This window comes from Cellulomonas sp. HZM (assembly GCF_000708885.1).
GTDB lineage: Bacteria > Actinomycetota > Actinomycetes > Actinomycetales > Cellulomonadaceae > Cellulomonas.
In genome coordinates, this window is sequence record NZ_JEOE01000025.1 from 1 (window position 1) to 17,144 (window position 17,144).

15 protein-coding genes and 1 tRNA gene are annotated in these 17,144 nt (G+C 75.0%); 5 read left to right on the top strand and 11 right to left on the bottom strand.

Features of this window, described 5'->3' with window-relative positions:
* Both AW16_RS0112470 and AW16_RS0112475 read left to right on the top strand, forming a co-directional pair.
* Nucleotides 1-1,576 (top strand): HNH endonuclease signature motif containing protein (locus tag AW16_RS0112470; protein WP_029290851.1); only part of this gene is annotated, 1,576 nt, incomplete at its 5' end.
* A 186-nt stretch (nt 1,577-1,762) separates the two neighbouring features.
* Nucleotides 1,763-2,296, top strand: coding sequence for a hypothetical protein (locus AW16_RS0112475; RefSeq protein WP_029290852.1), 534 nt, complete (start codon nt 1,763-1,765; stop codon nt 2,294-2,296).
* Nucleotides 2,297-2,499: 203 nt separating this feature from the next.
* Here AW16_RS0112475 and AW16_RS0112480 read toward each other — a convergent pair whose 3' ends face one another.
* The 6 genes from AW16_RS0112480 to AW16_RS0112510 all read right to left on the bottom strand — a co-directional run bounded on the left by AW16_RS0112480 (nt 2,500) and on the right by AW16_RS0112510 (nt 9,190).
* A complete protein-coding gene (locus tag AW16_RS0112480) occupies nt 2,500-3,453 on the bottom strand; it encodes a 5'-3' exonuclease (protein ID WP_029290853.1) in 954 nt (317 codons plus the stop codon).
* Complete coding sequence (locus AW16_RS0112490; RefSeq protein WP_197021618.1) at nt 3,450-4,208, bottom strand: DUF4203 domain-containing protein; 759 nt, start codon at nt 4,206-4,208, stop codon at nt 3,450-3,452. The genes AW16_RS0112480 and AW16_RS0112490 overlap by 4 nt, the downstream gene beginning before the upstream one ends.
* Nucleotides 4,209-4,402: 194 nt before the next feature.
* Nucleotides 4,403-5,953, bottom strand: a complete 1,551-nt coding sequence (locus AW16_RS0112495; protein WP_029290854.1) for a hypothetical protein — start codon at nt 5,951-5,953, stop codon at nt 4,403-4,405.
* Between the two features lie 73 nt (nt 5,954-6,026).
* Nucleotides 6,027-6,797 (bottom strand): RNA polymerase sigma factor, encoded by a 771-nt coding sequence (locus AW16_RS18175; RefSeq protein WP_231496040.1) that lies wholly within the window; start codon nt 6,795-6,797, stop codon nt 6,027-6,029.
* Nucleotides 6,798-6,910: 113 nt separating this feature from the next.
* Nucleotides 6,911-8,494: a chromosome partitioning protein gene (locus AW16_RS0112505; protein ID WP_029290857.1), complete on the bottom strand. Its 1,584-nt coding sequence runs from the start codon at nt 8,492-8,494 to the stop codon at nt 6,911-6,913.
* Between the two features lie 249 nt (nt 8,495-8,743).
* On the bottom strand, nt 8,744-9,190 hold the full coding sequence (locus tag AW16_RS0112510; protein ID WP_081861649.1) for an ATP-binding protein: 447 nt from the start codon (nt 9,188-9,190) through the stop codon (nt 8,744-8,746).
* Nucleotides 9,191-9,313: 123 nt separating this feature from the next.
* Between AW16_RS0112510 and ligD the strand changes: the two genes are divergently transcribed.
* Genes ligD through AW16_RS0112525 form a run of 3 tightly spaced genes read left to right on the top strand, consistent with a single transcriptional unit; the run spans nt 9,314 to nt 13,147 of the window.
* Nucleotides 9,314-10,393 carry a non-homologous end-joining DNA ligase gene (ligD, locus tag AW16_RS0112515; protein WP_029290861.1) on the top strand — a complete coding sequence of 360 codons (1,080 nt, stop codon included), beginning with the start codon at nt 9,314-9,316 and terminating at the stop codon, nt 10,391-10,393.
* Complete coding sequence (locus AW16_RS0112520; RefSeq protein WP_029290863.1) at nt 10,377-11,813, top strand: MFS transporter; 1,437 nt, start codon at nt 10,377-10,379, stop codon at nt 11,811-11,813. Before ligD ends, AW16_RS0112520 begins: the two co-directional genes overlap by 17 nt.
* Complete coding sequence (locus AW16_RS0112525) at nt 11,810-13,147, top strand: DUF3806 domain-containing protein (protein ID WP_029290865.1); 1,338 nt, start codon at nt 11,810-11,812, stop codon at nt 13,145-13,147. Before AW16_RS0112520 ends, AW16_RS0112525 begins: the two co-directional genes overlap by 4 nt.
* A gap of 52 nt (nt 13,148-13,199) precedes the next feature.
* Here AW16_RS0112525 and AW16_RS0112530 read toward each other — a convergent pair whose 3' ends face one another.
* From AW16_RS0112530 to tmk, 5 genes are all read right to left on the bottom strand, one after another.
* A complete protein-coding gene (locus tag AW16_RS0112530) occupies nt 13,200-13,493 on the bottom strand; it encodes a hypothetical protein (RefSeq protein ID WP_029290867.1) in 294 nt (97 codons plus the stop codon).
* 104 nt (nt 13,494-13,597) lie between these two features.
* Nucleotides 13,598-13,670 (bottom strand) — tRNA-Thr (locus AW16_RS0112535).
* Between the two features lie 87 nt (nt 13,671-13,757).
* Nucleotides 13,758-15,284 carry an alpha/beta hydrolase gene (locus AW16_RS0112540; RefSeq protein WP_034649093.1) on the bottom strand — a complete coding sequence of 509 codons (1,527 nt, stop codon included), beginning with the start codon at nt 15,282-15,284 and terminating at the stop codon, nt 13,758-13,760.
* A gap of 50 nt (nt 15,285-15,334) precedes the next feature.
* A complete protein-coding gene (locus tag AW16_RS0112545) occupies nt 15,335-16,471 on the bottom strand; it encodes a DNA polymerase III subunit delta' (protein WP_029290871.1) in 1,137 nt (378 codons plus the stop codon).
* Nucleotides 16,468-17,121 carry a dTMP kinase gene (gene tmk / locus AW16_RS0112550; protein WP_051681918.1) on the bottom strand — a complete coding sequence of 218 codons (654 nt, stop codon included), beginning with the start codon at nt 17,119-17,121 and terminating at the stop codon, nt 16,468-16,470. The genes AW16_RS0112545 and tmk overlap by 4 nt, the downstream gene beginning before the upstream one ends.
* Nucleotides 17,122-17,144: the final 23 nt, after the last annotated feature.

Here is a 17,144-nt window from a genome sequence, read left to right on the forward strand (position 1 = left end):
GGAGGCGTTGGCGGACCCGGTCGCGCAGGCGAGGTTCACTGAGGCGGTCACGGGTATGACACCGGTGCAGACCCGCAGGACGATCCTGGAGTACGCGGCGGTCTTCGACCCGGGCCGGGTGCAGGACGAGCACGACCAGGTCCGGCGGGACCGGTTCTTCAACCTGTCCGGTCACGGCGCCGGGGTCAAGGTCACCGGGTTCCTGGACGCCACCACCGGGCACGCGCTACGCCTGGCGTTGGAGGCGGCCTCGCCGCGGGTCGAGGGGGATGAACGCACCGGGCAGCAACGCCGCGCCGACGCGTTGGGTGCCATCGCCGGCCACGCACTCGGGTGCGGCACCGGCGACGGCGGAACGGACACGGGCACGAGCGCCGGCGCGGGTGCAGGTGTGGGCAGCGGTGGCTCGACGCGCACCGGCAAGCCCGGCGGGTTGTCCGGGGTGCGCAACCGCCCGCACATCTCGTTGATCGTGCCCGCCGAGACGATGGTCGAGCTGCACCGTGCCGGCCTGGCCGGAGAGGCCGGTCGCATCCACCACGCCCGACAGGCCGACGGCCGCGGCCGGCCGCAGGACGACACAGGCCCCACGGCGGATCTCGCCCGTCGCGACAGCAACGACACCGGGCACGCGCGCAACACCGACAACACCGGCGGCACCGGCCGCGCGGGCGGCACGGGCGGCATGGGTGGCGTCACGGGTTCCGCGGGCGGCAGAGGCGACACAGTCGCCGCCGAGGGCAGAGGCGACACGGTCGCGGGTGTCGGGGACATGCTGTTGTCCGACCTGCCCGGTCCGCGCACCGCCGACGGTGAACTGATCACCACCCGCTCGGCTGCGGGGCATCTGGCTGCCGGGCTCGCGGGGGTGCCCGCACCGACCCTGGAGGACGGGACACCGGTGGCGCTCTCGGAGCTGGCCAAGGCGTTGTGCGACTGCGACATCACCCGCATCGCGATCACCGCGGACAACGTGCCCGTCGACCTCGGCAGGACCGCCCGGGTGTACACCGGGGCGCACCGGCGGGCCGTGACCGTGCGGGACCAGGGGTGCGCCTGGAACGGGTGCGAGACACCCGCCCGGTTCACCGAGATCCACCACATCCGCTGGTGGGACCGAGACAACGGCGAAACCTCCCTCGAGAACGCCGTGATGCTCTGCGACTACCACCACCACCGCGTCCACGAACACAACCTGACCATCGAACGACACCAACCACCGCCCCCACGGAAGCCCGGCCGACGACGACCACGCATCGAGAACAGCGACACACCACCCGACCGCCCGGCCGGGAACCCCGATACGCCCGACGCGGCGCAGGACGGGCAGTCCGGCACGCCCGACGCGGCGCAGGACGGGCAGTCCGGCACGCCCGGCACCTCGCACGGCGGGCAGCGCGATCCGGCCCGCGCGTCGCGAGGTGGGAACATCGACGAGGTCGATGCCGCGGTCGGCAGCCTCAGCTCGCCCGAGGGGTTGCCGCCGCTCGCGCGGCCCCGAGCGACCTACACCTTCCGGCGCGCCGGCGACGGCACAGTCGTCAATGAGCCACGACGATCAGGAGCCGCCGCCTGAGGCCGGCGACGCACTCGGCACGTCGATGCCACTCACCTGTTGCCGCACTCGGCACGTCGGTGCCACTCGGCCGGCGACACTCGCCACAGGCAGAACGCGCGCGTCACCGGCTCGGCTGTGCTCGTCCGACGACGCGCGGGGCGCAAGGTCTCATGTTCGCGGCCGGTTCGTCCGATACTCGGATGCATGACGACGTTCGAGGACCTCGACCTGGCGGAGGCGTTCGAAGACTTCTCGCCCAGCGAGGAGACCGGGCGCCGTCATCGTGGCTGGATCACGGCGGTCGCCATGCTGCTCGCGGCGGTGCTCGTCGGCTGCGGGCTGGTGTGGCTGTTCGCGGACCGCAGCTCGACCCCCGTCGCCACCGTGACGGCCGAGCAGCTCGAGCCGCTCCTGGCGCAGCCGCAGAACGTGCGCGACCAGCCGCCCGCGGCGGCGCTCGACGGCACCTCGCTCGTCTCCACGAGCACGCGGTTCCTCACGATGTCGAGCCTCGGCACCCTGTACGCCGCGACCACCGCGAACGGCCGCCTGTGCCTGCTCGCGGTGCCGAAGGGCGACCTGCCCGCCACGTCGTGCACGCGGCCGCGCGCCGGTGCGGTGGTCCTGCTGCAGCCGGACGTCGACGGCCCGGCCGTGCAGCTCGTGCCGCAGGGCGGCAAGGTCCCGACGGGCGAGGGCTGGAAGCAGCTCGCGTCCGGCGTGTACGAGCACGCCTGACGACCAGCTCGCGTCCGGCGTGTACGAGCACGCCTGACGACCAGCTCACGTCACGGCGCCCCGAAGCGATGCCACCGACCGCAGCACTCGACGGCAGAGCGCCTCGCATCGTCGTGGCATGACGCGGTCGTCGCCCGCGACCACGAGGATCGCGATGTCGCACCGGAGCACAGCGCTCGCACGCAGCGCGCGGCCCGCACCGCTCAGACGGCCGCGTCGGCCAGTACGTCGACCAGTCGGCGCACGCTCGACGTCAGCCCCCACCGCTCGCTGAGGGCGACGAGCGCGTCGGGATCCGCGGGCGTCGCCGGGAGCGCGTCGTCGTCCCGTGCCACCGGCGCGTCCGGGGCGACCCGCACGACGCCGGGCGCGACATCGAGATACTTCGCGGCCTCCGTGAGCCGGCGCAGCTGCGTCGCGGTCAGGCCCGGGTCGTGCGCGTCGCGCGCCGCGAGGATCCCGGCGAGCGAGCCGTAGCGGTGCACGAGCGCCGCGGCCGTCTTCTCGCCGATGCCCGGCACGCCGGGCAGCCCGTCGCTCGGGTCACCGCGCAGCGCCGCCATGTCCGCGTAAGCGGCACCCGTGGGCACGGAGTAGCGCTCGACGAGGCGCGCCTGGTCGACGACCTCGAGGTCCTTGATGCCGCGCACCGTGTAGAGCACGCGCACCCGCGCCTCGTCGTCGACGAGCTGGAACAGGTCCCGGTCCCCCGTGACCACGTCGATCGCGGCGCGCTCGGCGGGCGGGCGCTCGCGCTCACGTGCGACGAGCGTGCCGATGACGTCGTCGGCCTCGAACCCGGGGGCCCCCAGCCGTGCGATGCCGAACGCGGCGAGCACGTCGACGATCACCGGCACCTGCGGCTGCAGCGTGTCCGGCACCTCCTCGACGTCGCCCTCGGGCGCGGCGACCGCGACGCGATGGGCCTTGTACGTGGGGATCGCGTCGACGCGGAACGCGGGGCGCCAGTCGTCGTCCCAGCACGCGACGAGACGTGTGGGCCGACGGTCGACGACCAGCCGCGCGATCATGTCGAGCAGGCCACGCACGGCGTTGACGGGCTGCCCGTCGGGCGAGCGCACCGAGTCGGGAACCCCGAAGTACGCGCGGAAGTACAGGGAGGCCGTGTCGAGGAGCAGCAGGCGCGACTCGGTCACGCGGTGCTCCCGGAGGTCGGGGGTGGGGTGGTCGCGGAGGCGGCACTCGGACCGGTCGAGGGACCGGCGGCGGGGGCGGGCGACGCAGCGGGGCTCGTCGCGGCCGAAGACCCCGGACCCGTGGCCACCTCAGGGGTCGCCCCAGGTGCCGCAACGGGGGCCGCCACGGTCGCCGCCTGCTTCGGCTCCTTCGGCGGGAGTCCCAACCGCTTGCGGAAGATCTGCCGCTGCACCCACCACCCGGCTCCGGACAGCGCGAGCCACACGACGGTCATGACGAGCTGCTGCCACCCGTCGTCGGGGTGCGCGAGCAGGCCGAGCGACGGCCAGACGGTGGCGATCCCGGACATCGTCAGGCTCGCGCCGCCGAGCGCGGTGAACCAGAGCAGCGCCCGCCGGTGGTACTTCTCGGCCAGGGTCGCGGCGGCGTACGCGACGACGAGCACCAGGACGATGCCCAGCAGCACGCTCGTCGCGTCGTTCCCGAGCGCCGACCAGATCTTCGAACCGATCACCGCTCCCGTCACCAACCCGATGACGAACGTCGCGAACCTGAACACGAGCGAGACCACGAGCCACGCGACGATCCCCGTCCCGAGCGCGATCCAGAACAGGTCCCACCCGGTCGCACCGAGCGCGTCGCCCACCAGGTAGCCGACGGCGAACCCGGACGCGAGGAGCGCGAGGTTCACCGAGCCGATGCCCCAGAAGCACAGCAGCAGACCGATGAGCAGGACCACCACACCTGAGGACATCACGAGCCTCCCTGGCGTCGAGCCGACGTCGAACTGGCGTCGAACCTCACGTCGACCTCGCGTCGACCCTGCTCACGCTAGTGGTCGCACCGCGCCAGGTCTCCCCCACGCGGGTGCTCCGCGCGACATGTCGCGGACGAGGGCCACGCCGCTCCCCTCAGTGCGGCGCGGGCCCTCGCCCGGGTCTGGGTGCCCTACCGCCCGGCGGTGAGGTCGAGCCGGGAGTCGACGACCGCGATCACGGTCCACTGCGAGCCGTCCGTGCCCGTGAGCTCGTAGGTCGGCGCGAGCACCACCGCGCCGTCGTCGGCCGTGTACGTCCCGAGCACGAGCGTCGCGTGGTCGATCGTGACCTCGGAGACGGGCCACGGGATCGCGGCACCCGGGTCGAGCGGGTCGGGTGCGGTCGTCGGAGCCTGCGACGGGGCGACGGCGGCCCCCTGCGCCGCGAGAGTCGAGCCCTGGGCGTCGGCCGCGAACGGCATCACGCCGCCCCAGCCCCCGCCGGACGACCCGAACCGCGGGTCGCCCAGCCGGTCGACGGCCACCGCGGGGCTGACCACGTCGTAGCTGCCGAGCGTGACGAGCGGAGCGAGGGGACCGTTCATCGACACGATCCCGTCGGCCGTGAGCGAGACCTGCCACTGGTCCGCGGCGCCCTGGCCCTCGACCGTGCGCGTCGCGGTGACGAACGTCTGGGCGGGGTCCCCGGAGTCGCCGACGACGAACGTGAGCCCCGCGGTGTCGACCCCCATGCGCGCGAGCACGTCCTTCGACGTGGCGACCGCGTCCTTCTTCGTCGGCGCGTCCCCCGCGGACGGCGTCGCGCACGGCGCGATGCCGCCGGGCTCGGCGGTCCCCACGGGGTCCGGCTCGATCGCGTCGCCGCTGGTCTTGTCCGGCGCCGAGCGGTACTCGCAACCGCCCGTCGTCTTCGTCGGGTCGTAGTAGCTGAGCGACGTCGTGCCGTCGGGTGCGAGCGTCACGGTCGCGGCGGAGCCGTCGTCGGGGCCGACCGTCCAGCCCCAGCTCATGGTCGGCGTCCCGGTCACACCGAGCGCCTTCGCGACCCGCGCCGCGGAGTCCTTCGAGTACGTCGAGGCCGCGTCGTAGGACCACGCCTGGGCCGAGCCGCCGTCCGCGGACAGTCCCTTCTGCGCGAACACGGTCCGGCCGTACCCGTAGCGGAGCATCGCCGACGAGGCGAAGCCCGAAGCGCTCGAGGCCGACGTCCCCGCCAGGCCCTGGGGCGACGCGAGCCCCTGGGATGCCCCGGAGTCCTGCGCCCCGTGCGCCGGCAGGTCGAACATCTCGACGCCGCCCTTCTGCGCGACCCGATGGGACGAGCCCTCGGCCGTCGGCGTCGCCTCGTGCTGGGTGCCGACGAGGTACCCACCGCCACCGACGACCACGACACCCGCGACCGCGGCGGCGACCTGCAGCCAGCGCGCAGGACGGCGTGCGCGGACGGACCCGAGCGGCACGACCTCGGCGGTCTCACCAGCGTCGGCCGGGACGTCGGCAGGCGAGGTGGCGGCCGCGTCCGCACGCTCGGGCGACTCGCCCGACGAGGTGGTCCTCGCGGCCGGCCACGTGACGCCGGTCTGGGCCGCGACCGCGGCGCGCAGTCGCTCCACGTCGGGCGACGTCCCCGCGGCCGGGTCGGCAGCGGCGACCGCGTCGAGCGCGCGCTGCGCGTCGTCGCGAGCGGTGTCGCGTGCCTCGTCGTCCGGTGTGCTCGTCACGGTGCTGCCCTCCGGGGTCGGTGTCGTCCTCCACCCCACCTGTGTCCCGGACGGCCCCCGTCTTGCACGGCGGTCAGTCGGAGACGGACCGCCACGCGGCCGCGAGCCGCGAGCGCGCCCGGCTCAGAGCGGCGTCCGCACCACCGCGGGTGATCCCCAGAACCGCGGCGAGTGCCTCGCCTGTGAGCCCCTCCCACGCGTGCAGCAGCACGATCTGGCGGTCACGCGGAGAGAGCGCCGCGAGCGCCGTACGGACCTCGTCGTCGCGCACGGCCCGCAGCGCGGGGTCGTCGTCGTCCGGCTCGTCGGGCACGTCTGCGACCAGCACCGGCCGCTGCTTGCGGCGATGGTTCGCGACGACGAAGCCCGCGGTGCGGTAGACCCACGCGAGCTCGTGCCCGTCGGGCACCTCGTCGCGGCGACGCCATGCGACCGCGAGGACGTCGGCCGCGAGGTCCTCGACGTCGGAGCGGTCGACCCGGCGCGCGAGGTAGCGGTGCAGGGGCGTGGCGTGCGTGCGGACCAGGTCGTCGAACCAGGGGACGTCGTGCGCGGGCGCCGCGGTGTCGCGGTGCGCGGGCGCCGCGGTGTCGTCGTGCGCGGGCGCCGCGATGCCGTGGTGCGCGGGCGCCGCGGTGTCGTCGTGCGCGGGCGCCGCGGTGTCGTCGTGCGCGGGCGCCGCGGTGTCGTCGTGCGCGGGCGCCGCGATGCCATGGTGCGCGGGCGCCGCGGTGTCGTCGTCCCGCTCCGGCGCCGGGTGGTCGGTGGCCGCGGGCACGCCGTCGACCTCCCTGCCGCCGCTCGTCGTCCCCACCCGCTGCCCCTCGGCCGTCCCCACGCTCACGCTGCCCCCTCCCGTCCGCGCCCGGGCAGCCGCCCGCGCGCGAGCGGCGCGCCGCTCGACGTGCATGTGTCACGTCATGGGCCGATCTTGCACCCCCGGCGATCTCCGACGGGTCAGAGTCCGTCCGCGACCACCGCGGTCGCGCGCAGCCACGCGTCGCGTGTGTCCGACGAGAGCGCGTCGTAGTCGAGCGGACCGCCGTCGACCAGCGCCTTGTCGTGCGGGACCTCCACGATCGCCCTGGTCAGCGCCCCGAAGTGGGAGCGCAGGCGCTTGCGCAGGTCCTTGTCGACGCGGCGGTCGGGCTCGGACAGGATCGTCACCGCGTGCCGCACGGCCTCCTCGTGCCCGGTCGCGCGCAGCGCGTCGAGCGCCCACGCCGCTGACTGCGCGGTGTCCTCGCGGATCGTCGAGACGACGACGATCTGGTCCGCGGCTGCCACCGCGGCCTGCCAGTTGGAGGCGCGCATGTTGTTGCCGGTGTCGACGACGAGCACGCGGTAGAACCGCGAGAGCACGTCGTGCAGCGAGCGGAACGCGGTCGCGTCGACGTTGGCGGCCGACGCCGAGTCCTCGTCGGACGCGAGCACGTCGAACTGCTGCGCGGACTGCGTGCGCACGTACGCGTCGAGGTCGCCCACGCGCACCTGGTCGGAGTCGCCGAGCGTGGGCAGCGAGCGCAGCAGGTCCACCGCGGTCTGCGTGTGGCCCGCGTGCGCCGAGCGCCAGCCGAGCGTCCCGCGCGTCTCGTTGTTGTCCCACGCGAGCGTGTACCCGCCGCGCTCGAGCCCGAACGTCGCGGCGAGCATGAGCGTCGCGGTGGTCTTGTGCGCGCCGCCCTTGGGGTTGACGACGACGATCGTCTTCGGCCCGTCGAACCCTCGCCGGACCGCGGACTGCTGCACGCGCCGGCGCTGCTCCGCGCGGCCGGGACCGGGCGAGACGAGCCCGCCGGTGACGCGCCGCATCCCGACCCGCCAGCCGTGCTCCGCCGGCCCCGGGGAGACCGGGTGCCGCGCCGCGAGCAGGTCGTCGAGCGTGGGGAGCGGGGTCGAGGCGGCGCGGGTCGTGGGGCTCGGGGCGGTCGGCTGCGAGGGGGCCGACGACGGGGTCGAGGTCGGGGCGGACGACGAGGCCGACGACGCCCCCGGGGTGTTCGCGCGTGCGTCGCCCGGTGCGTCGGCGGGTCCCCCCGACGACGGGCTCGACGGGGCGCTCGAACCCGAGCTCGCGGGAGCACTCGGCGGGGCACCGGGCGCCGGGAGCTCGTGGCCGCCGGACCCGGTCGTCGTCGGGGCCGTCGCCGATCCCGCAGCACCCTGGCCCGCAGCACCCTCGCCCGAGGGGTCTGGCGCGGCGTTCGCTGCCGGTGCCGGCTCGCCGACGGACGCGGCGGGCTCATCCGAGGCGTCGTCGGTGGGTGCCTCGTCGACCGTCCCGTCCGGGTGGATGAGGAGCGACCACACGCCCTCGGGGTCCCGGACGCTCACGGGGAGCGCGCTGCCGACCTCGTCCGCGAGCTCCGCGATCCGCGTGGTGATGGCCGCGCCCGCCTCGGCCAGGGTGTCGCGGCGGATCTGCTCGACCCGGCCGTCGACCGTGAGCCGGCCGGTGCCGTCCTCGCGCACCTCCGCCTCGATCTCGGGCAGCCGCACGCCGGGCCCGTCCGTCCTCACGGCCTCGTCCACGTCAGCCATCGCGTCGCTCCTCGCTCACCGGGCACCCGTACGACGGTGCCCACGAGTGCGAAACTACGCGAATCAGGGCGTTTGTCCACGCCGGAGCCGTGCGGGCCGGTCGGCACGGAGCCGCTCGGGTACGGCTCGAGGACTGTTCGGGCACGGCTCGAGGACTGTTCGGGTACGGCTCGCGCACGGCCCGCAGACCGTTCGGGGACGGCTCGGTGCCCCGCCGGGGCATCCGCGCCGCGCGCGTCGCGCGCCCGCTCAGGCGTCCCCGTCGACCTCGAACCACACGGTCGTCGAGCCGTCGACGCCCATCGTCCCCCAGTCGGTCGCGAGGGCCTCGACGAGCGCGAGCCCGCGCCCGCTCGGCGCCGTGGGCTCGGGGTGCCGCACGCGCGGCGTCCCGCCGCCGTGGTCCGAGACCTCGACGCGCACGACCGGCCCGGTGACGCGCAGCCCCACGCGCACCTCCTCGCCCGTGGGCCCGTGGACCACCGCGTTGGACACGAGCTCGGCGGTCAGCAGCTCCACCACCTGGTTCGCCATGCCCGTGACGCCGTGCCCGGCGATGGTCCGCATGACCCAGTGGCGCGCGGCGCGCGGCGCGTGCGGCTCGGCACGCACGACGAGCTCGTCGTCCACCGACGCACCCGATGCGGCGGCGCGCCGGATGCTCGGCGCGCTGCGCAGATCCCTGACCTCGCCCACCCGACCAGCGTGCCCGAAGCGGCCGGGTTCCGCCGGACGGGCACGCTGGGCGGACGGGTGGTATCGCTGGCGGCGTCGCGGGTGACGTCGCGGGTGTCAGTGGTGCGGCCTACGGTGGGCGGCATGCCGTCGACGAGCGCCGCGCGACCACCTGCGACAGAGCTGGACGTCCGCGGCCGCACCGTGCGCGTGAGCAGCCCGGACAAGCCGTACTTCGCCGACCGCGGGATCACCAAGCTCCAGGTGGTGGAGTACTTCGTGTCCGTCGGCGACGGGATCCTCGCCGCGCTGCTGGACCGGCCGACGACGCTCGAGCGCTGGCCCAAGGGCGTGTTCGAGGGAGCGAGGCTGGCGACCCGCACGGACTCGTCGGGCGACGCGTTCTACCAGAAGCGCGTGCCCGCGGGTGCGCCGGACTACGTGCGCACCGCGCGCATCGCGTTCCCGAGCGGCCGGACCGCGGACGAGGTCGCGCCCTCGGAGCTCGCGGTCGTCGCGTGGGCCGCCAACCTCGGCACGCTCACGTTCCACCCGTGGCCCGTCACGGCCGACGACGTCGACAGCCCGGACCAGCTCCGCATCGACCTCGACCCCCAGCCCGGCACCGACTTCTCCGACGCTGCGCGCATCGCACCGCGCGTGCGGGAGCTGCTCGAGGAGCACGGCCTGGTGGGGTACCCCAAGACGTCGGGCGGCCGCGGGATCCACGTGTTCGTGCCGATCGAACCTCGGTGGTCGTTCGTCGAGGCGAGGCGAGCCACCATCGCGTTCGGTCGCGAGCTCGAGAGCCGGATGCCCGACGAGGTCACCATGAAGTGGTGGAAGGAGGAGCGGGGCTCGAAGATCTTCGTCGACTACAACCAGATGGCGCGGGACCGCACGATCGCCTCCGCGTACTCGATCCGCGCCAACCCCCGCGGCACCGTCTCCGCACCGCTCACGTGGGACGAGGTGCCCGACGTGCACCCGGACGACTTCGACGTCCTGACGATGCCGGCGCGGTTCGCGCAGGTGGGCGACCTGTTCGCACCGCTCGCGGCGCACGCGAGCCCGCGCGGCTCGATCGAGTCGCTGCTCGAGCTCGCCGACCGGCAGGAGCACGACGAGGGCCACGGCGACCTCCCCTACCCGCCGGAGTACCCGAAGATGCCCGGCGAGCCCAAGCGCGTGCAACCGAGCAAGGATCGTGACCGCGAGCGCTGAGGTCCCCGCGACGGACCCGCCCGCCTACTCCTCCGCGCGCGGGCGGTGGGTGCTGCTCGCGACCGTGCTCGGGTCGGCGATGGCGTTCATCGACGCGACCGTCGTCACGATCGCGCTGCCCCGGATCGCCGACGACCTCCACGCCGGGACCACCGCGCTGCAGTGGACCGTCAACGGGTACGGCCTGACGCTGGCCGCGTTCCTGCTGCTCGGCGGATCGCTCGGGGACCGGTTCGGGCGGCGGCGCGTGTTCCTCGTGGGCGTCGTGTGGTTCACCGTCGCGTCGGTGGTCTGCGCGCTCGCACCGACGGTCGGCGTGCTGGTGGCTGCGCGCGTGCTGCAGGGTGTCGGCGGGGCGCTGCTGACGCCCGGGTCGCTCGCGATCATCCAGTCGACGTTCGTCGGCGAGGACCGTGGGCGGGCGATCGGGGCGTGGTCGGGGATGTCCGGCGTCGCGGGTGCGCTCGCGCCGTTCCTCGGCGGGTGGATCGTGCAGGCGGCCTCGTGGCGGTGGATCTTCGCGATCAACGTGCCGCTCGCGGCGGTCGTGGTGCTCGTCGCGCTGCGGCACGTGCCCGAGTCCGCGGACCCGCAGGCCGCGCACCGGCTCGACGTCGCGGGGACCATGCTCGGCGCGGTCGGGCTCGCGGGGCTGACCTACGGGTTCACGGCATGGACCGGCGCGTCGCACGCCGACGCGTCCGTGCTCGCGACGCTCGCCCTCGGGGTCGTCGCCCTCGTCGCGTTCGTCGTCGTCGAGGCGCACCACCCGGCACCGCTGCTCCCGCCCGCGCTGTTCCGGTGGCGACCGTTCGCGGGCGTCAACGCGGCCACGCTGCTGGTGTACGCCGCGCTCTCGGGCGTGTTCTTCTTCCTCGTCGTGACCCTGCAGGTGGTCGCGGGCTACTCGCCTCTCGCATCGGGGCTCGCTCCCCTGCCGGTGACGATCCTGATGTGGCTGCTGTCGCCGCGCGCGGGCGTGCTCGGGGCGCGGATCGGGCCGCGGTGGCCCATGACGATCGGGCCGCTGGTGTGTGCGGCCGGTGCGGTGGTCCTCGCGTCGATCGGGCCGCACGCGCCGTACCTCACGCACGTGCTGCCGGGCGTCGTCGTGTTCGGCCTGGGGCTGTCGCTCACGGTCGCGCCGCTGACGACGACCGCCCTGGCCGCCGCGCCCGACCGGCTGGCCGGCGTCGCGAGCGGGGTCAACAACGCGGTCGCGCGCATCGCCGGGCTGCTCGCCGTGGCGGTGCTGCCGCTCGCCGCGGGCGTCGGGTCATCGCTCACCGACGCCACCACGCTGCAGCCGGCGCACCACACCGCGATGCTCGTGTGCGCGGGCCTGCTCGCGGCCGGCGGTCTCGTCGCAGCCGCGACCATCCCCTCCACCGCGGCCGCCGTCCGGCCGTCGACCGCGTGAGCGCCCCCGCCCGGACCAGCGGCTCCGGGGCAGACGGGTGGTCCGCGTCCGCGCCCCTCAAGGCGCCCGATCCGGACGCCGATCCGACCCTCATGGTGCCTGGGCCGATCGCCGTCGGGATGCGTCCGCTGACGCCCGCGGAGGCCGCCCACCTCGACCGCATGCGCGCGTTCCTGCGCGGCAGCGGCGCCGACGTGACCGACGCGTCCTCCCTGTCCGCGCTGCTCGACCAGACCCGCGCGCGGTGGGCCTCGGCGCGCACCGCCGAGCTGCCCGAGGCGATGCTGGCCGCGCTCGGGGTCGGCCTCGGCGACCTGGTGCTCGCGCTCGCGCCGGGCGCGCGCTGGGTGCTGCGGACCGCGGGCCCCCGTCCCGCACCCGCGCTGCTGGGGGCTGACGACGCCGCGGCCGTCGTGCCGCTCGACGACGTGCGCTCCCGCTGGGAGGCCGGTGCGGTCGCGTGGGTCGTGGACTACGTCGCCGCCGCTGCGCAGCACCTCGGCGCGACCGCGAGCACGCCACCGCCGGTCGCCGCCTCGAGCGCTCCCCTGCCTCACCGCGGTGGGGCGGCACCCTCGCCGGCCACCCCGGCGCGTTCAGCCTCGTCAACCGCCGGCTGGTCACCCGCCGCCGCGGCGCCCACCGTGCAGTCGGGCGCCGTGCAGTCCGCCACTGTGCAGTCCGCTGCAGCGCAGTCGGCTGCAGCGCAGTCCGGCACTGTGCAGTCCGGCACTGTGCAGTCCGGCACCGTGCAGTCGGCTGCAGCACCGTCACCTGTCACACCGTCATCCGGCACGCAGTCAGCCGCAGCACAGTCAGCCGCCACGCAGTCACCCGCAGCGCAGTCACCCATCACGCAGTCACCCGCCACACCGGGCGCGCCTCCGGTCGGCGCCGCCCGGCCTGCCGCAGCCCCGACCTCGCGCCGCGCTGCCCGGGTGCCGCGCCCGCACCTGCCGGGCGACCTCCCCGAGCCACCGTCGGTCGCGGTCCAGATGCTCGCGCTCGAGGTCCTCGACCGAGCGCTCGCGCTCGCCACCGCCGCCGCCGACCCGGCCACGCTGCACCTCGTCGCGGCCGACGCCCCCATGCCGCTGCGCGCCGCGACCGACGCGACGGCGACGCGCCACGCGGCCCGCCTCGCTCGCGAGCGAGCCGCGGTGGCATGGGTCGCACGCGTCGACGAGCAGGGCCGTCTGACCGAGACCGGCGACCCGGCGGTCGTCGTGGAGGCCGGTGACCGGGGTGCCGCGACGCTCGTCGTGGCGCACCGGTTCGAGCACGGACCCGTGGGCGAGCTCGTGATCGTCGGCCAAGGCCCGGCGCTGCTCTGACGGGCCCCGAGCAGGCGCAGACGCACGCTCGGACGCACGCTCGGACGCGCAGTCAGACGCGCACGGGGTGCCAGCGGTTGCCCCAGCGCCGGGTCACGGATCGCCCGCTGATGTCCGCCAGCTCGTCGAGCCGCGCGAGCACCTCCCAGCCGACCCGACGCGCGGTGAGGTCGTCGGCGCACTCGTAGCGCACCGTGACACGTGCGCGCCCGCGGACCACCGCGACGTCGAACGCCTCGACCGTCGCCCCCTCGCGCGCGACGTCCACCGCCGCGGGGAGCACGTCCTGCGGCTGCGTGCCCGGCTGGAGCAGCCCGACGTCGGCGGACACCCGGTAGGACGGCACGTCAGGGCTGCGCTCGTCGGGGTGGGGAGGTCACACGCCCAGGCTAGGCGACCGGCCCCTGAGAAACGCCAAAGGCCCCCGAAGGGGCCTCTGGGTGCTGTCTGAGCCGCCTAAGAGAATCGAACTCTTGACCTTCTCATTACGAGTGAGACGCTCTGCCGACTGAGCTAAGGCGGCATCGCCGGACGCGTGCGACCCGGCGAGCGCGCCCACTGTACCTGCTGAGGCGCGCAGGTTCCAAAGCGGGTCCCGCCGACGCGGCGATCAGCAGCGCGTGCCGTCCGCTGGCACCGTGCCGTCGACGAGGAACGCGTCGACCACCTTCGCGATGCACGTGTTGTCCTTGCGGTACGCGGTGTGCCCCTCGCCCTGGTAGGTGAGCAGGACGCCCGACGAGAGCGTCGTCGCCAGGCTCTGCGCCCACGCGTACGGGGTCGCCGGGTCGTTCGTGGTGCCGACGACGAGGATCGGCGGCGCGCCCTGCGCCGAGTAGTCCTTCAGGCCGCCGACCTCGGGCACCGCCCAGTCGGCGCACGAGGTCCCGCCGTAGGAGAAGAACTGGCCGACCGTGGGCGCGACCGCCTCGACCTGCTTCGCCTCGGCGCGCATGGTCGCGAAGTCGTCGCTGGAGCGCTGGTCGAGGCAGTTGATCGCGCGGAACGCCTCCATCGCGTTGGTCGTGTAGTGCCCCGACTGGTCGCGGTCGTAGTACACGTCGGACAGCGCGAGCAGCACCGTGCCGTTGCCGGAGACGATCGCGGCACGCAGCGCGACCGTGAGCGTCGGCCAGAAGCTCTTCGAGTACAGCGCGACGGCGATGCCCGAGAACGCGAGCGACTGCGTGAGGCGCCGGTCGGAGCTGGTGGGCAGCGGGTTGGCGCGCGCGCGGTCCAGCAGCGCACGGACCTGCTGCATGCCATCGTCGACCGAACCCGTCAGCGGGCACTTGCTGCCGCCCTGGCAGTCCTTCACGTACGCGCGCAGCGCGCCCTCGAAGCCGGCGGCCTGGCCCTGGTCCACCTCGTCGGAGGTCAGCGTCGGGTCGAGCGCGCCGTCGAGCACGAGGCGCGCGGACCGCTGCGGGAACAGCGCCGCGTACGTCGCGCCCAGCTTGGTCCCGTAGGAGAAGCCCAGGTAGTGCAGCTCGTCGTCGCCCACCGCTGCGCGCAGCACGTCGAGGTCCTTGGCGGCCGCGACGGTGTCGACGTGGCCCAGCCCGGAACCGGTGTTCTTCAGGCACTGCACGCTGAAGTCGGCCGTCATGTCGATCATCTGCTGCAGCCCGGCGTCCGTGCTGGTGTCCGGGTCGAACGCGTACAGCTTGTCGAGCGCGGCGTCGCCCACGCACTTCACGGCGGGCGTCGAGCGCTGCACGCCGCGCGGGTCGAAGCCGACGATGTCGTACGCCTTGAGCAGCTTCGGGGTGACCTGGCCCGCGAGCTGCGGCACGAAGTCCACGCCCGAGCCGCCCGGGCCGCCGGGGTTGACGAGCAGCGAGCCGATCCGGTCGCCGCTCGCCTGGTGCCGTGCGACCGCGAGCTGCATCGACGGGCCCGACGGGTCGTCGTAGTCCACCGGGACGCGCAGCGTGCCGCACTGGCCCTCGTCGCACTTCTTCCACTCGATGGTCTGCGTGTAGAACGGCGCGAGCGCGGCGGGCACGTCGCTGGGTGCGGCCGACGAGCCGGACGTGGCGGTCGGGGACGACTGGTGCTTGGCGGGGACGGAGCAGCCCGCGAGCAGCAGGGCGGCGACCGCGAGCAGGGCGGCGAGGGCGCGAGGGCGGGGCACCCGACGAGGGTAGACGGCCCGCGCGCGCATCGGGCCCGGGCGTGCGGCGCTCATCCCTGGGGCCGCAGCGCGATCGTCATGGCCTCGACCGCGAGCAGCGGTGCGACGTTGCCCGCGAGCCGCGTCCGCGCCTCGCCCACGGCGTCCATGCGGCGCAGCGTCTGCTCGGGCGTGCTGCGGCGCGCGAGGTCCTGGACCGCGGCGTCGTGCTGCACGTTGACGAGGCCGACGTCCGCACCGAGCTGCACCACCAGCACGTCCCGGTAGAGCGAGAGCAGGTCGACCATCGCGCGGTCGAGCACGTCACGCTGCGCACGCGTCGCCCGCCGCTTCTGCTCCTCCTCGAGCGCGCGGACCTGCGCGCGCACGGGCGGCGGCAGGGTCGCGGCGCCCTCGGCGCCCAGCGAGCGCAGCAACGCGGCCCGCTCGCCGGCGTCGCGCTCCTCCGTCGCGGCCTTCGCGTCCGCCTGCGCGGTCGTGACGAGCTCCCCGGCGGCGAGCACCGCGTCCCCGACCCCCCGGATGCGCGAGGCCACCGCGAGCACCGCATCACGCCGTGCACGCGCCTGCGGGTCTCGCGCGAGCCGCCGCGCGATGCCGACGTGCGACTGCGCCGCGCGCGCCGCCGTCTCGGCGACCGCCGGGTCCACCCCGTCCCGCCCGACGAGCAGCGCGACGACGGCGTCCACCGGCGGAACCCGCAGCGCGACCGAGCGCGAGCGCGAGCGCAGCGTCACGAGCACGTCCTGCGGGCTCGGGGCGCACAGCATCCACACGGTGCGCGGCGCCGGCTCCTCGATCGCCTTGAGCAGCGCGTTGCCGCTGGTCTCGTTGAGGCGGTCCGCGTCCTCGACGACGATCACGCGCCAGCGCCCCTGCGACGGCGAGCGCTGCGCGAGCTCGACGAGCGGGCGCGCGACCTCGGCGCGGATCACGACGCCCTCGGTCGCGACCACCGTGACGTCCGGATGGGTGCCGCCGAGCGTCGTCGTGCAGTCGTGGCAGTGCCCGCAGCCGCCGTGCACGCACTGCAGAGCCGCGGCGAAGGCGCGCGCCGCGTTCGAGCGGCCCGACCCGGGCGGGCCGGTGAGGAGCCAGGCGTGCGTCATCGCCGACGGGTCCTCGATCGCGTTGCGCAGCACCGCGACCGCGGGCTCCTGGCCCACGAGCTCGTCCCACACGGTCACGCCGCGACCCCGATCAGCGAGGCGACGCGCGCACGCACGGCACCGGCCAGGTCGTCTGCCGGCCGCGCGGCGTCGAGCACCAGCCAACGACCCTCGTCGGCCGCGGCACGGTCCAGGAACGCCTGCCGGGTGCGGCGGTGGAACTCGTCGCCCGCGCGCTCGAGCCGGTCCGGGTCCCCCGTGAGCCGCGTGCGCGCCACGGCCGGGTCGAGGTCCAGCAGGACGGTCAGCGCCGGGAGCAGGCCTCCGGTGGCCCACAGCGAGAGCTGCTCCACCTCGTCGGCCCCCAGGTCCCGGCCGCTGCCCTGGTACGCGACCGACGAGTCCAGGTACCGGTCCGTCACCACGACCGCGCCGCGTTCGAGGGCCGGGCGCACGAGCGAGGCGACGTGGTGCGCGCGGTCCGCGGCGTACAGCAAGGCCTCCGTCCGCGGGTCCATGTCCTCGCCGTGCAGCACCGCGTCCCGCAGCGTCTGGCCGAGCGGGGTGCCGCCCGGCTCGCGGGTCACGACGACCTCACGTCCGTGGGCGCGCAGCCACGCGGCGAGCAGCCCGACCTGGGTGGACTTGCCCGCCCCGTCACCGCCCTCGAAGGACACGAACACGCCGCCTGCCGTCACGCCCGCAAGGGTAACGGCGCCCCCTGACATGGGAGCCGCACGAGCCGCACGAA

Coding starts and splice junctions, on each gene's coding strand:
- AW16_RS0112475 (WP_029290852.1), top strand. CDS start 1,763: ATGACGACGTTCGAGGACCTCGACCTGGCGGAGGCGTTCGAAGACTTC.
- AW16_RS0112490 (WP_197021618.1), bottom strand. CDS start 4,208: ATGTCCTCAGGTGTGGTGGTCCTGCTCATCGGTCTGCTGCTGTGCTTC.
- AW16_RS0112505 (WP_029290857.1), bottom strand. CDS start 8,494: ATGGCTGACGTGGACGAGGCCGTGAGGACGGACGGGCCCGGCGTGCGG.
- ligD (WP_029290861.1), top strand. CDS start 9,314: ATGCCGTCGACGAGCGCCGCGCGACCACCTGCGACAGAGCTGGACGTC.
- tmk (WP_051681918.1), bottom strand. CDS start 17,121: ATGTCAGGGGGCGCCGTTACCCTTGCGGGCGTGACGGCAGGCGGCGTG.